15 protein-coding genes are annotated in these 13,995 nt (G+C 42.4%); all 15 read left to right on the top strand.

All coding sequences use genetic code 11. From position 1 onward, the window contains the following. Positions 1-40: 40 nt before the first annotated feature. Positions 41-784, top strand: coding sequence for a ribonuclease III (gene rnc, locus M1D84_RS11100; RefSeq protein WP_008344850.1), 744 nt, complete (start codon positions 41-43; stop codon positions 782-784). Positions 785-889: 105 nt separating this feature from the next. Next, positions 890-4,450 carry a chromosome segregation protein SMC gene (gene smc, locus M1D84_RS11095; RefSeq protein WP_024424195.1) on the top strand — a complete coding sequence of 1,187 codons (3,561 nt, stop codon included), beginning with the start codon at positions 890-892 and terminating at the stop codon, positions 4,448-4,450. Between the two features lie 21 nt (positions 4,451-4,471). Next, positions 4,472-5,458, top strand: coding sequence for a signal recognition particle-docking protein FtsY (gene ftsY / locus M1D84_RS11090; RefSeq protein ID WP_024424194.1), 987 nt, complete (start codon positions 4,472-4,474; stop codon positions 5,456-5,458). Between the two features lie 143 nt (positions 5,459-5,601). Continuing rightward, positions 5,602-5,934 carry a putative DNA-binding protein gene (locus M1D84_RS11085; RefSeq protein WP_012009935.1) on the top strand — a complete coding sequence of 111 codons (333 nt, stop codon included), beginning with the start codon at positions 5,602-5,604 and terminating at the stop codon, positions 5,932-5,934. Positions 5,935-5,947: 13 nt separating this feature from the next. Next, positions 5,948-7,288 (top strand): signal recognition particle protein, encoded by a 1,341-nt coding sequence (gene ffh / locus M1D84_RS11080; protein WP_024424193.1) that lies wholly within the window; start codon positions 5,948-5,950, stop codon positions 7,286-7,288. Positions 7,289-7,393: 105 nt separating this feature from the next. Further along, positions 7,394-7,666, top strand: a complete 273-nt coding sequence (rpsP, locus tag M1D84_RS11075; RefSeq protein WP_008344841.1) for a 30S ribosomal protein S16 — start codon at positions 7,394-7,396, stop codon at positions 7,664-7,666. Continuing rightward, entirely contained in the window at positions 7,666-7,911 is a 246-nt protein-coding gene (locus M1D84_RS11070) for a KH domain-containing protein (RefSeq protein ID WP_024424192.1), read from the top strand. The genes rpsP and M1D84_RS11070 overlap by 1 nt, the downstream gene beginning before the upstream one ends. A 103-nt stretch (positions 7,912-8,014) precedes the next feature. After that, positions 8,015-8,401, top strand: a complete 387-nt coding sequence (locus M1D84_RS11065; RefSeq protein ID WP_024424191.1) for a YlqD family protein — start codon at positions 8,015-8,017, stop codon at positions 8,399-8,401. 8 nt (positions 8,402-8,409) lie between these two features. Continuing rightward, positions 8,410-8,934 (top strand): ribosome maturation factor RimM, encoded by a 525-nt coding sequence (rimM, locus tag M1D84_RS11060; protein ID WP_024424190.1) that lies wholly within the window; start codon positions 8,410-8,412, stop codon positions 8,932-8,934. Continuing rightward, a complete protein-coding gene (gene trmD, locus M1D84_RS11055; protein WP_024424189.1) occupies positions 8,931-9,665 on the top strand; it encodes a tRNA (guanosine(37)-N1)-methyltransferase TrmD in 735 nt (244 codons plus the stop codon). Before rimM ends, trmD begins: the two co-directional genes overlap by 4 nt. Before the next feature lie 137 nt (positions 9,666-9,802). Continuing rightward, complete coding sequence (gene rplS, locus M1D84_RS11050; RefSeq protein WP_008354510.1) at positions 9,803-10,150, top strand: 50S ribosomal protein L19; 348 nt, start codon at positions 9,803-9,805, stop codon at positions 10,148-10,150. 89 nt (positions 10,151-10,239) lie between these two features. Next, complete coding sequence (gene ylqF, locus M1D84_RS11045) at positions 10,240-11,088, top strand: ribosome biogenesis GTPase YlqF (RefSeq protein WP_024424188.1); 849 nt, start codon at positions 10,240-10,242, stop codon at positions 11,086-11,088. 76 nt (positions 11,089-11,164) lie between these two features. Continuing rightward, complete coding sequence (locus tag M1D84_RS11040) at positions 11,165-11,929, top strand: ribonuclease HII (protein WP_024424187.1); 765 nt, start codon at positions 11,165-11,167, stop codon at positions 11,927-11,929. Between the two features lie 26 nt (positions 11,930-11,955). Beyond that, positions 11,956-13,692, top strand: coding sequence for a hypothetical protein (locus tag M1D84_RS11035; RefSeq protein WP_024424186.1), 1,737 nt, complete (start codon positions 11,956-11,958; stop codon positions 13,690-13,692). Beyond that, complete coding sequence (locus M1D84_RS11030; RefSeq protein WP_003211418.1) at positions 13,689-13,964, top strand: FlhB-like flagellar biosynthesis protein; 276 nt, start codon at positions 13,689-13,691, stop codon at positions 13,962-13,964. Before M1D84_RS11035 ends, M1D84_RS11030 begins: the two co-directional genes overlap by 4 nt. The last annotated feature ends 31 nt before the right edge of the window (positions 13,965-13,995 follow it).

Raw genomic sequence — 13,995 nt, 5'->3', positions numbered from 1 at the left:
CAGTATCCTTAAAGGCGATTACGCCTACCTGGAGGTTGCTATGCCAAAACAATATAAAGACAAACAGAAACAGAGCAAAAAACTAGAGCAATTTAGAGAATTCCAGCAGCGCATTTCTGTACACTTCAAAAATGAGAAGCTTCTATATCAAGCCTTTACCCATTCCTCTTATGTGAATGAACACCGGAAAAAGCCATACGAGGATAATGAAAGACTTGAATTTTTAGGAGATGCTGTTTTAGAATTGACCATCTCTCAATTCTTATTTGCAAAATATCCAGCGATGAGCGAGGGAGATTTAACGAAACTAAGAGCGGCGATCGTATGTGAACCGTCACTTGTATCACTGGCACACGAGCTGTCCTTCGGAGACCTTGTTCTTTTAGGAAAAGGCGAAGAAATGACAGGCGGCAGAAAACGCCCAGCACTCTTAGCGGACGTATTCGAGGCGTTTATCGGTGCACTTTATTTAGATCAAGGGCTTGAGCCGGTTGAACGGTTCCTAGAAGCGTACGTTTATCCGAAAATTAATGATGGAGCGTTCTCGCACGTCATGGACTTTAAAAGCCAGCTGCAAGAATTTGTTCAGCGCGATGGAAAAGGTGTGCTTGAATACCGTATCCTGCATGAAAAAGGCCCTGCACATAACCGGGAATTTGAAGCAAATGTATCCCTTCGAGGTGAAGTGCTCGGAATCGGAAATGGACGCTCTAAAAAAGAAGCAGAACAGCACGCTGCACAGGAAGCACTTGCTAAATTGCAGAAACATCATATGAACCAATAAAATCCCCCTCGTTATTCAGGGGGATTTCACTCTGTTTTCCATCATCTTTTTTCACTTCATATGGTAAGATGATAGTACTTTAAATACATAAGGAGGATCACTCTCATGTTCCTCAAACGTTTAGACGTGATAGGATTCAAATCATTTGCACAGCGAGTGACCGTGGACTTTGTTAAAGGGGTCACAGCTGTTGTTGGACCAAACGGAAGCGGCAAAAGTAATATTACCGATGCCATCCGCTGGGTACTTGGAGAACAATCAGCGAAAAGCCTCCGCGGAGGAAAAATGGAAGATATCATTTTTGCAGGAAGTGACTCAAGAAAAAGAGTCAATCTAGCAGAGGTGACTTTAACGTTAGATAACGAAGATCACTTTTTACCGATCGATTTTCATGAAGTCAGTGTGACAAGAAGGGTTTATCGTTCAGGCGAAAGTGAATTTCTCATAAACAATCAATCTGTCCGCTTAAAGGATATTATTGATCTTTTCATGGATTCAGGTCTTGGAAAGGAAGCTTTTTCAATCATCAGTCAAGGAAAGGTAGAGGAAATTCTATCAAGCAAGGCAGAAGAGAGAAGAAGTATCTTTGAAGAAGCGGCTGGCGTTTTAAAATATAAAACAAGAAAGAAAAAAGCCGAGAATAAACTGTTTGAAACGCAGGACAACTTAAACCGAGTAGAAGATATTCTGCATGAACTAGAAGATCAAGTAGAACCATTAAGAATGCAAGCATCCATTGCAAAGGACTATTTGCAAAAAAAAGAAGAGCTTGAAAATGTCGAAATTGCCCTAACTGTCCATGACATCGAAGCACTTCATGAAAAATGGACAACACTTGGTGAAGCAGTCGAGCGCTTCAAACAAGATGAAATGAAGCAGTCTACAGATATCCAAGCAAAAGAAGCCAAAATTGAAGAGTCGAGAGACCGCATTCAAGCGCTTGACGAATCAATTAATGACCTGCAAGAAGTTCTTCTTTTCACAAGTGAAGAATTAGAAAAGCTTGAAGGAAAAAAAGAAGTGCTAAAAGAACGGAAAAAAAATGCGGCCGCAAACCAAGGACAGCTTGAAGAAACGCTCGTTCGCTTAACTGAAAAGCAGTCGCTGTTAACCGAAAAGATTGAGCAGCAGAAAATCACGCGGGACAGCCTGCAAAAAGAAGTGCACCAGCTAAAAGATGAAGTGAAAACAAAGCAGCATCAACTGTCGCTTCATAGTGAAGATGTGGAAGGTCAAATTGAACAGCTGAAAAGCGATTATTTTGATCTGCTCAATGAACAGGCTTCCATCCGAAATGAACGTAAATTACTAGAAGAACAGCAGCGCCAGGCAGCGATGCAGCTAGAGCGGCTGACGCAAAATAACCAAAAACATATCGAAGAACGAGTGTCTGTCAAAGAAAAGAAAACAGAAGCTGAGCAGCAGCTTTCAGCACTGGAAGAAGACATTCTGGCTCAAGTCAAACGCTTTAGAGAAGCAGAACAAAAGCTTGAGCAAATGAGACGTCAATACGAGAAAAAAGAAACGGCTCTTTACCAAGCCTATCAATACGTACAGCAGGCAAAATCAAAAAAAGAAATGCTTGAATCCATGCAAGAAGACTTCTCAGGCTTTTTCCAAGGAGTGAAAGAGGTCTTAAAGGCAAAAGAACGGTTAGGCGGTATTCATGGTGCTATTGCAGAGCTGATTCAAACGGATCAGCAGTATGAGACAGCGATTGAAATTGCGCTGGGTGCAGCCACGCAGCACGTCGTTACAGAAAATGAAGCAGCTGCGAGACAAGCGATTGGATACTTAAAGCAGCACTCCTTTGGACGTGCAACCTTCCTGCCAATGAACGTGATCAAAGAAAGAACCATTCAGCTCAGAGATGTTCAAACAGCAGAGCAGCATGCTGCATTTATCGGCGTAGCGAGTCACCTCGTTTCCTTTGACGAAAAGTATCAAAAGGTGATTCAGAACTTGCTTGGAACTGTGCTGATCGTTAGAGACTTAAAAGGCGCCAATGAACTGGCGAAAATGCTTGGACATCGTTACCGCATCGTGACCCTTGATGGAGATGTCGTAAACCCCGGCGGTTCAATGACTGGTGGCGGCGTAAAGAAAAAGAACAACTCTCTTCTATCAAGAAACCGGGAGATCGAAACGTTAACAAAGCAGCTCGTTGAAATGGAAGAGAAAACAACGATCCTTGAAAAAGAAACAAAAGAAACGAAGCAACTAATCGGAGTAAACGAAAGCCAATTAAACGAACTGCGTCAGCGCGGCGAAACGCTTCGTGAAAAGCAGCAAGATCTCAAAGGGAAGCTATACGAACTGCAAGTTGCAGAAAAAAATATCAATGCTCATCTTGAGCTCTATGATCAAGAAAAAGAAGAGTTGCAGCAGCGTTCTACTGAACTCGCGGATAAGGACAAAAAGCAGGTCGCTCTTGAAACCTCTATAGGTGAAAAATTGACGGCTCTTGATCAAGAGATCAATACATTAACAAAGCGTAAGCAGACGCAAAGCTCAACGAAGGAAGCCATTTCAGCTGAATTAACAGAGCTGAAAATCTCGCTTGCCAAAAAAGAGCAGTCCTTAGCGAATGAACAAGAAAAGCTTTCGAGCTTAATGGCTGAATTAGAAGAAGCGGAACAGACGCTGATGGAAACAAAAGAAGATCTGTCACTCTTAACAAGTGAAATGTCATCTAGTTCAAGCGGAGCCGAACAGCTGGAAGAAGCGGCGAAAGAGAAGCTGGAAAACAAAAACAAAACAACCGCCCTCATTTCAGAGCGTCGTAAGCAGCGTCTCGCTCTTTCTGAAACATTAGAATTTGCTGAACGTGAGCTTAAAGAACAAAAACGTTTGTATAAGCAGCTCACCACAAGCTTAAAAGATGAAGAGATTAAGCTTGGCCGTATGGAAGTCGAGCTCGATAACCTGATCGCTTATTTGAACGATGAATATGCTCTTTCATTTGAAGGAGCAAAAGAGATGTATCAGTTGACGTTATCGCCAGATGAAGCAAGAAAACGAGTGAAGCTGATCAAACTAGCCATTGAAGAGCTTGGAACCGTAAACTTAGGCAGCATTGACGAGTATGAACGTGTGAATGAACGCTATCTCTTCTTAACAGAACAGCGAAATGATCTGACAGAAGCGAAAAATACATTATTCCAAGTCATCGAAGAAATGGATCAAGAGATGACAAAGCGTTTCTCTGAGACATTCTCTCAAATCCGCGGGCACTTTGAATCTGTTTTCCAAGCATTATTTGGCGGTGGAAGAGCAGATCTTAAGCTGACAGATCCAAATGATTTACTCAACTCTGGCGTTGATATTGTCGCGCAGCCGCCAGGGAAAAAACTGCAAAACTTAAGCCTTCTTTCAGGCGGAGAGAGAGCCTTAACAGCGATCGCTTTACTATTCTCTATTTTAAAAGTGAGACCTGTTCCATTCTGCGTGTTAGATGAGGTAGAAGCGGCACTTGATGAGGCAAATGTTTTCCGTTTTGCGCAATATTTAAAGAAATACAGCCAGGAAACACAGTTCATTGTCATTACGCACCGCAAGGGAACAATGGAAGAAGCCGATGTGCTCTACGGCGTGACCATGCAGGAATCAGGTGTTTCAAAGCTTGTATCTGTCAAACTAGAAGAAACGAAAGAGCTTGTCCAGTAATTAAAGGAGGTTTTTGAACCAATGAGCTTTTTTAAGAAATTAAAAGAAAAATTTACGCAGCAAACCGATTCAGTATCAGAAAAGTTTAAAGATGGACTCGAAAAAACGAGAAACTCCTTCCAAGGAAAAGTAAATGAACTGATTTCCCGCTACCGCAAAGTCGACGAAGACTTTTTTGAAGAGCTGGAAGAGGTTCTGATCGGCGCTGATGTCGGTTTCACAACTGTGATGGAACTGATTGATGAGCTGAAAAAAGAAGTGAAATTAAGAAACATTCAAGACCCAAGCGAAGTACAAGCGGTCATTTCTGAAAAACTGGTTGATATCTACAATAGCGGAGAGGAACAAATCTCTGCGCTGAACATTGAAGACGGGCGTTTGAATATCATTTTATTTGTAGGCGTCAACGGTGTTGGAAAAACAACGACGATCGGCAAGCTTGCAAACAAGCTGAAAAATGAAGGGAAATCCGTCATTTTAGCAGCAGGTGATACGTTCCGTGCCGGTGCCATCGAGCAGCTTGAAGTGTGGGGAGAACGTTCAGGTGTTCCTGTCGTCAAACAAACAGCAGGCTCTGATCCAGCAGCGGTGATCTATGATGCCGTTCAATCAGCAAAAGCGAAAAATGCGGATGTCCTCATCTGCGATACAGCAGGAAGACTTCAAAACAAAGTCAACTTGATGAAAGAGCTGGAGAAGGTCAAGAGAGTCATTGAGCGCGAGGTTCCAGATGCACCTCATGAAGTATTGCTCGCTCTTGATGCGACAACGGGTCAAAACGCCATGGCACAAGCCAAGGAATTTTCTAAAGCGACAAATGTGACAGGGATTGCTTTAACAAAGCTTGACGGTACTGCAAAAGGCGGAATTGTTCTTGCGATTCGAAATGAGCTGAACATTCCCGTGAAGCTTGTTGGTTTAGGTGAAAAGGTGGACGATCTGCAAGAGTTTGATGCAGAATCGTATGTGTATGGATTATTCTCAGACGTAATTGATCAACAAGACTAACAAAAAAATGCCGGCGAAACTGCTGGCATTTTTATTTATACGCCGCTTCATGAAGTGACAAGATAAAAACTTGACACACAGAAGAGAACCGTGTAAACTTAGTTGATGTAAAGGGAATGAACTTAACAAAGGGGAGAGAGCCCATGACGCTTGAAAAAACAACGAGAATGAACTACTTGTTTGACTTCTATCAATCGTTGTTGACCGCAAAGCAAAAGAGCTACATGTCGCTTTACTACCTAGACGATTTTTCCCTCGGTGAAATTGCGGATGAATATGAAGTATCAAGGCAGGCTGTTTATGATAATATTAAACGGACTGAAGCGATGCTTGAACAATATGAAGAAAAGCTGCTCTTGTTTAAGAAATTTAAAGAGCGTAAAGAACTTCTCAAAAAAATGAGAGAGCTTGTAGCTGATTCTGCGCAAACAGAAGAAGCAGAAGCTTTAATTGAATCGCTTGAGAAATTAGATTAGGAGGCGGCACAGTATGGCATTTGAAGGATTAGCCGACCGACTGCAGCAGACGATTTCAAAAATCCGCGGCAAAGGAAAAGTGTCAGAGCAAGATGTAAAAGAAATGATGCGCGAGGTACGCCTTGCCCTTCTTGAAGCTGACGTCAATTTTAAAGTAGTCAAAGACTTTGTGAAAAAAGTAAGTGAGCGGGCAGTTGGACAAGAGGTCATGAAAAGCCTTACCCCTGGACAGCAGGTCATTAAAGTTGTAAAAGAAGAACTCACTGAATTAATGGGTGGAGAAGAGAGTAAGATCGCTGTAGCGAAAAAATCTCCAACAGTCATTATGATGGTTGGTCTTCAAGGGGCAGGTAAAACAACCACAACTGGGAAGCTTGCCAATTTACTTCGCAAAAAACATAATCGCAAGCCGATGATGGTAGCTGCTGATATTTACAGACCAGCAGCGATCCAGCAGCTTCAAACGCTTGGGAAACAGCTTGATATGCCGGTGTTTTCATTAGGTGATCAAGTCAGCCCTGTCGAAATTGCCAAACAGGCAATTGAAAAAGCGAAAGAAGAACACCATGATTATGTCATTTTAGATACAGCAGGACGTCTTCATATCGATGAAGAATTAATGGATGAACTTCAGAAAGTAAAAGAAGTAGCGAATCCAGAAGAAATTTTCCTAGTTGTTGACTCTATGACAGGTCAAGATGCTGTCAATGTCGCGAAAAGCTTTAATGAACAGCTTGGTTTAACGGGTGTCGTTCTAACAAAACTAGACGGTGATACAAGAGGCGGTGCAGCACTTTCTATTCGAGCTGTCACCAACACGCCGATTAAATTCGCTGCGCTAGGAGAAAAGCTTGATGCGATTGAACCATTCCATCCGGAGCGGATGGCATCAAGAATTCTTGGCATGGGAGATGTGCTCACGCTGATTGAAAAAGCACAGGCAAACGTCGACCAAGATAAAGCGAAAGAGCTTGAGCAAAAAATGCGGACAATGAGCTTCACGCTCGATGATTTCCTCGAGCAGCTTGGCCAAGTTCGGAATATGGGTCCACTTGATGAACTGATCCAAATGATGCCGGGAGCCGGTAAAATGAAAGGGCTCAAAAACGTCCAAGTAGACGAAAAGCAGCTCAATCATATCGAAGCGATCATTAAATCAATGACGACCAAGGAAAAAGAACAGCCAGAGGTCATCAATGCAAGCCGCAGAAAACGGATTGCAAAAGGAAGCGGAACATCTGTACAGGAAGTCAATCGCCTTTTAAAGCAATTTGATGAAATGAAAAAGATGATGAAGCAAATGACCAACATGTCCAAAGGAAAGAAAAAGGGCTTTAAATTACCATTTATGTAATTGGTTATACATGATAAAACCGTTGTTAAGAAAAAACACTTTACAAACCCTTTTATCATTGTTAATATACTATCTTGTTGAAATATTTTCGGAGGTGCTAGTAAAATGGCAGTAAAAATTCGTTTAAAACGTATGGGAGCAAAAAAATCTCCTTTCTATCGTATTGTTGTAGCAGATTCTCGTTCACCACGTGACGGTCGTTTCATCGAAACAGTTGGAACTTACAACCCAGTGGTATCACCAGCTGAGGTGAAAATCAACGAAGAATTAGCGCTTAAATGGCTTCAAAATGGTGCGAAACCATCTGATACAGTTCGCAACCTTTTCTCAAGCCAAGGAATTCTTGAAAAATTTCATAATGCGAAAAACAGCAAATAATGAATGAGCTGTCCTTGGAAGAATTGATTGTGTCCATCGTCGAGCCACTTGTTGATTTCCCTGAAGATATTCACGTATCTTCATTAGAAAAAGATGAGCAGGTGATTTACACACTGTCTGTCAATGCTGAAGATACCGGAAAAGTGATCGGAAAGCAGGGACGTACAGCAAAAGCGATACGAACAGTCATTTTTGCAGCAAGTGCAGAGTCTTCTAAGAAAGTTCAACTTGAGATTGCTGACTAAAAAGGGAGAGGGCTTAGGACCTCCCCTTTTTTTACACGTTTAAATCTATTTTTCGTTATACTGTAGAGTACAAATGCCTTCGGATAGGGGGACAAAAAGGAAGATGCAGATCATTCAACATGTCACCGTGATGCAAGTATTAACTGAAAGCAGTAAGGACAAACTGTTAACGACTTTTTTGGAGAAAAAAGAAAGACTAGAACGTGAATGCAATCAACTATATTTTCAACTAAAAAAACATGAAAAAGAACCACATCAGCAAGAAGCCATCCCTCAATTTCAAAAAGCGATCGATAAAAGGCAAGAGAAGATCCGGCAAATTGATTTTCAAGTAGAGCAGCTGCATATTTTGCCGCTTGGAAGTGAAATGAAAGAAACAGAAGTGGATGCATTGGTTGAAGTAAAAATAGGTGATAAATGGGATGACAAGATGCAAGATAATGTCATCGTCGTGAAAGACGGCACCATTGTGGAAATACGTCAGGGGTGATTGAGAACATGGAGCTAGAATGGTTGAATGTTGGAAAGATCGTCAATACACACGGAGTGCGCGGAGAAGTACGCGTCGTGTCAAAGACGGATTTCCCAGAAGAGCGCTACAAAAAGGGAAGCGTCCTCTATATTTTTAAGCAAGGTCAAAGCGAGCCGCTGAAAGTGACTGTCGCATCACATCGCCAGCACAAACAGTTTGATTTGCTCACATTTGAAGAAATCAACTCATTAAATGAAGCAGAGCATTTGAAAGAATCAATCTTAAAGGTAGAAAAAGAACATCTTGGGTCATTAGACGAAGGAGAATTTTATTTCCACCAAATCATTGGCTGTGAAGTATATGATGAAGAGGACAAGCTGATCGGCCAAATCAAAGAAATCCTTACGCCAGGGGCAAATGATGTGTGGGTGGTTGGAAGAAAAGGCAAAAAAGATGCCCTCATTCCATATATACCATCTGTCGTCAAAAAGATCGATATCTCATCCAAAACCGTACACATTGAAGTGATGGAAGGACTTATTGACGAATGAAAATCGATTTCTTAACCCTTTTTCCTGAAATGTTCGAAGGTGTGCTTCACTCATCGATCTTAAAAAAAGCACAGGAGAAAGAAGCTGTCTCATTTCAAGTCGTCAATTTTAGAGAGTATTCGGATCATAAGCATAAAACAGTGGATGACTATCCGTATGGCGGCGGTGCTGGTATGGTACTGAAAGCGCAGCCCGTATTTGATGCGGTAGAAGATTTAACGAAAAAAGCAAGCACGAAACCCCGAATCATTCTTGTCTGTCCTCAAGGGGAAAGATATACACAAAAGAAAGCAGAAGAACTTGCAAAAGAAGAGCATCTTATGTTCATTTGCGGCCACTATGAAGGCTACGATGAGCGCATCAGGGAGCATCTTGTCACAGATGAGATCTCAATCGGAGATTTCGTCCTCACAGGCGGAGAGCTGCCAGCGATGATGATTGCAGACAGTGTGGTCAGGCTTTTGCCTCATGTGCTTGGAAAAGAAGCGTCTCACATCGAAGATTCATTCAGTACAGGTCTGCTTGAGCACCCGCACTATACAAGGCCAGCTGATTATAAAGGACTAAAAGTGCCGGACGTGCTTCTCTCTGGAAATCATGCCAAAATTGAAGAGTGGCGGCGCAAAGAATCCTTGAAGCGAACCTATACAAGAAGACCAGATTTGATCGATTCTTGCAAAACATTAACGGATGAAGAAAAAAGATGGCTTTGGCAGCTTCATAATGACTAGATTGTATTGCACACGGCATAGAGGTATGGTATGATACTACTTGTGACTTGGACGGCTTGCTGATCCAAGTTTGAAAACGATGTTCCGCTGCAATGAAGAAAGAGGACATGAGCATCTGTTGGAAGGAGTTGAAAACGATGCAACATTTGATTGAAGAAATCACAAAAGAACAATTACGCACTGATCTTCCTGCGTTCCGTCCTGGTGACACTTTACGTGTACACGTTAAAGTTGTCGAGGGTACTCGTGAGCGTATCCAGATCTTTGAAGGTGTTGTAATTAAGCGTCGTGGTGGTGGAATCAGCGAAACTTTCACAGTTCGTAAGATCTCTTACGGTGTAGGCGTTGAGCGTACATTCCCTGTACACACACCAAAAATCGCTAAGATCGAAGTTGTACGTCACGGTAAGGTACGTCGTGCGAAACTTTACTACCTACGTGAACTTCGCGGTAAAGCGGCTCGTATCAAAGAAATCAGACGATAATGATATCAAAGGAAAGAGCTTGTTACCTGTAACAGGCTCTTTTTTTGTACAATGTATAAAGATAATGGTAGAAGAAAGAAGGTGCACATATGACGATTCAATGGTTTCCAGGCCATATGGCAAAAGCAAGACGTGAAGTCACAGAAAAATTAAAGCTCATCGACATCGTATTTGAATTAACCGATGCAAGAATTCCGATGTCCTCTAGAAACCCAATGATCGAAGAAATCCTTCAAAACAAACCCAAAATCATGCTCTTAAACAAAGCAGATAAAGCAGATCCTCGTATGACAAAGGAGTGGCAGGCGCATTTTGAGCAGCAAGGCGTTCGGTCACTTGCCATTAACTCTGTCGATGGACAAGGGTTAAATCAGATCATCACGACTTCAAAAGAAATTTTAAAAGAAAAGTTCGACCGCATGAAAGCAAAAGGCGTCAAACCACGTGCCATTCGAGCACTGATTATCGGAATTCCCAACGTCGGCAAATCGACCTTAATCAATCGTTTAGCAAAAAAGAACATTGCCAAAACAGGAGACCGGCCTGGTATTACGACATCACAGCAATGGGTAAAGGTAGGGAAAGAACTAGAACTGCTCGATACCCCTGGAATCCTCTGGCCGAAGTTTGAAGATGAGCAAGTAGGACTCAGACTTGCGGTGACTGGAGCGATCAAAGATTCGATCATCAATTTACAGGATGTCGCTGTGTATGCACTTCGTTTTCTAGAAGAGAACTACCCAGAGCGATTAAAAAAACGCTATGACCTAGCGGAGATACCTGAAGATACGGTTGAGCTGTTTGATGCAATTGGCACTAAGCGCGGCTGTCTAATGAGCGGGGGATTCATAAACTATGACAAAACCACCGAAATCATTATTCGGGATATTCGAACAGAAAAATTTGGTCCCCTCACTTTTGAGAAGCCTGAAAGCTAAAAGACACGCAGCTCATGCGGGTCTTTATTTTTTGCGAAAAACTGCCGATATAAAGAAGGAGGCTGCGAAAAAGCCTATGTACACGGTGAAACAAATAAAAGAACTTATAGAAAAGCATGCAGGAGACGAGTCCTACATTCGCGAGCTTGTGAAAGATGATACGAGAAAAAGTGTCCACAAACTCGTAGAAAAGTGGCACAAAGAGAGAGAAAAGCAGCAAGCACTTCGCGCAGCATGGCATGACATGCTGCAATTTGAAAACAAAGCAAAGGCGCAGGGATACACATGTATTGCTGGAATAGATGAAGCAGGAAGAGGACCGCTTGCCGGCCCAGTTGTGGCAGCAGCCGTTATATTAAAGGAAGATACAGTCCTGCTCGGTTTAAACGACTCAAAGCAATTATCTGAGAAAAAAAGATTGGCTTATTATGATTTAATTCAAAAAGAAGCACTTGATATCGGAATCGGCATTGTTGATGCGGCTACGATTGATGAAATCAATATTTATGAAGCATCAAGACTGGCGATGGTAAGAGCTGTAGAGCAGTTAACTCATACACCTGATTATCTACTCATAGATGCCATGACACTCCCGCTTTCTACTCACCAAGAGAAGATCATCAAAGGAGATGCAAAAAGTGCATCCATTGCAGCAGGTGCATGTATTGCGAAGGTGACAAGGGATCAGATGATGGAAGAGTACGGGCGTAAGTATCCTGAGTATCAATTTGAAAAACATAAAGGGTACGGAACGAAAGAGCACCTGGCTGCGATTCAAACACATGGTGCTACCCCCATCCACCGGTTATCGTTTGCGCCAGTGAAATCTGTTATATCATAAATTTTAATCTAAGGAGGCTGCCTGTGATGACAAGAGTTGAGGACATACATACAGCACTGAATAGCCGGCTGAATACGGCCGAATCGGTTCCATTAAACACCGAAGGGAAGGATAATGTTCATCGGCTGATTCTCGGTAAAGTACTAAAAATGCTTGGAGATGATACAGCCCTTGTTCAAATAGGTTCAACGAAAATAAAAGCACAGCTGGCGGCTCAGCTTAAAGCAGACGCATTTTATTGGTTCCAATTTGAACAAGAGGGTGGAGGCAGCCTCAATAAACTAAGACCCGTTCAGCAATTTGATCAAGATCCTAAGACATTAAAGGATGCAGCAGCCAAACTATTAGAAGGTCTCTCACTGAAAAATGGGCTTGAAAACATGCTGACAGCTACAGCTTTTTTAAAGGAAAAGTCCGTCATCAACGAAGGAGAGTTAAAAACGGCAGTGAAGTGGATCGAACAGCTTCAAGGAGCTGATGTGAAGAAAGGGCTCCAGGCCCTCCTCTTTGCTTTAAAGAAAGATTTACCGATCCAGCAAGGGGTGCTTCAATCTATTTTAGCCGTAAAATCACCCTCTGCCCTTCATCAGGATATAACAGCGCTATTAAATCAATTAACACAGCTTCCGAAGCACACAGATGCCACACAGACACTTATACAAGCCGTTCGGTCAGTTGTAGATGCAGAGACAGCCGTCCATTCAGAAAAGCTCTTATCGGTCCTTCTAGCAGCGAGAGAAGGAGAGGCGAAGCAAGGTGGCAGTTTACCAGTAACGACTCAGCTCAATCCGTCTCAGCAAAAAGAAAATAGCCATGCCGCAATCGTTCAAGAGCGTCAGTCGTCCCAAGTTCTTCAGACAAACGTGCAGCAGTCAACAAGTCCAAAAGGGCTGCAAATCCCGCCTCAGCAAATTGAGCGGATACTGGCAAGTTTGATGAAACAAGGTGCAGACGGGCAGCAAGAACCTAACTTAAAACAGCTCACAGCATTGCTGCACGGGCTCCAGCAGGCAGGATCTCAGCCTGACGCAAAAGCAGCTGTGCTTCAAAAAGAGTTTCCTTTCCTGTCAAAAGCAGAGGCAAAAGCTTTGGCCCAGGTAGTGCAGCAGACAGAACCAACATTAAGTAATAAAACCGATGTGCTCGATTTACTTATGACGATGAAAAAGGCAATAGGTGTACGTGATGAAATTGGTATGCTGAAACTGCTTGAAAAAGGCAGCCAGGATGTCAAAAGTCAGGAGCTGCACCAATTAAAGCTCACCTTAAATGATGTGAGGCAGGCGGATTTACCAGAGCCCGTTAAAAAAGAAGTGGATCAATTGTTTCATAGATTGAATGGACAGTTATTTGTGCAGCAGGAGAACCAAACCGTCAGTCAAATGATGATTTCCTATCCGCTTTTCTCAAAACATAGTGTTCAAGATTTAACCTTTATTCTAAAAGGACATAAGAAAAAGGATGGCTCTATTGATATTTCTCAGTGCCGCCTTATGTTTTATTTAAACATGGAAAACCTTGAAGAAACCTTGATAGACTGTACGATTCAGCAAAAGGTCATGTCCATTACAGTCGAGACAGCCCATGAACTGCAAGGCACCATTAATCCAATGATTCCGGCTGTTCGAGAGAATTTAAATGCGCTAGGATACAGTTTAACGGGAATTACAGCAAAAAAGAGACAAGAGCCAGTAGAACCGTCTCAATTTCTAGATGAACACTTTCATAAAATCAGCGAGAAAGGGCTGGACTTACGAGTATGAAGGATTCAAAACCGCTTAGAAGAGCGGTCGCTCTGCATTACGATGAAGAAAAACAAAAGGCGCCAAAAGTCGTTGCAACAGGCAGCGGCTATGTGGCAGATCATATTATTGAAGAAGCCAAAAAGTCGGGAGTCCCAATCCAGGAAGACCGTAATCTAGTCGAACTCATGCGCCACTTAACATTAGATGAGGAGATCCCTGAAGCGTTATACGATACTGTAGCAGAAATTTTTTCGTTTATCTACAGGTTAGATCAAAAAATGAAAAAATAAGGTAAAATAAGTGATTTGGCTGAAAAATTTA

This window comes from Bacillus sp. PK5-006 (assembly GCF_054161415.1).
Note: the sequence above shows the minus strand (reverse complement) of the source record. Positions and strands in the feature narration are given on the sequence as shown.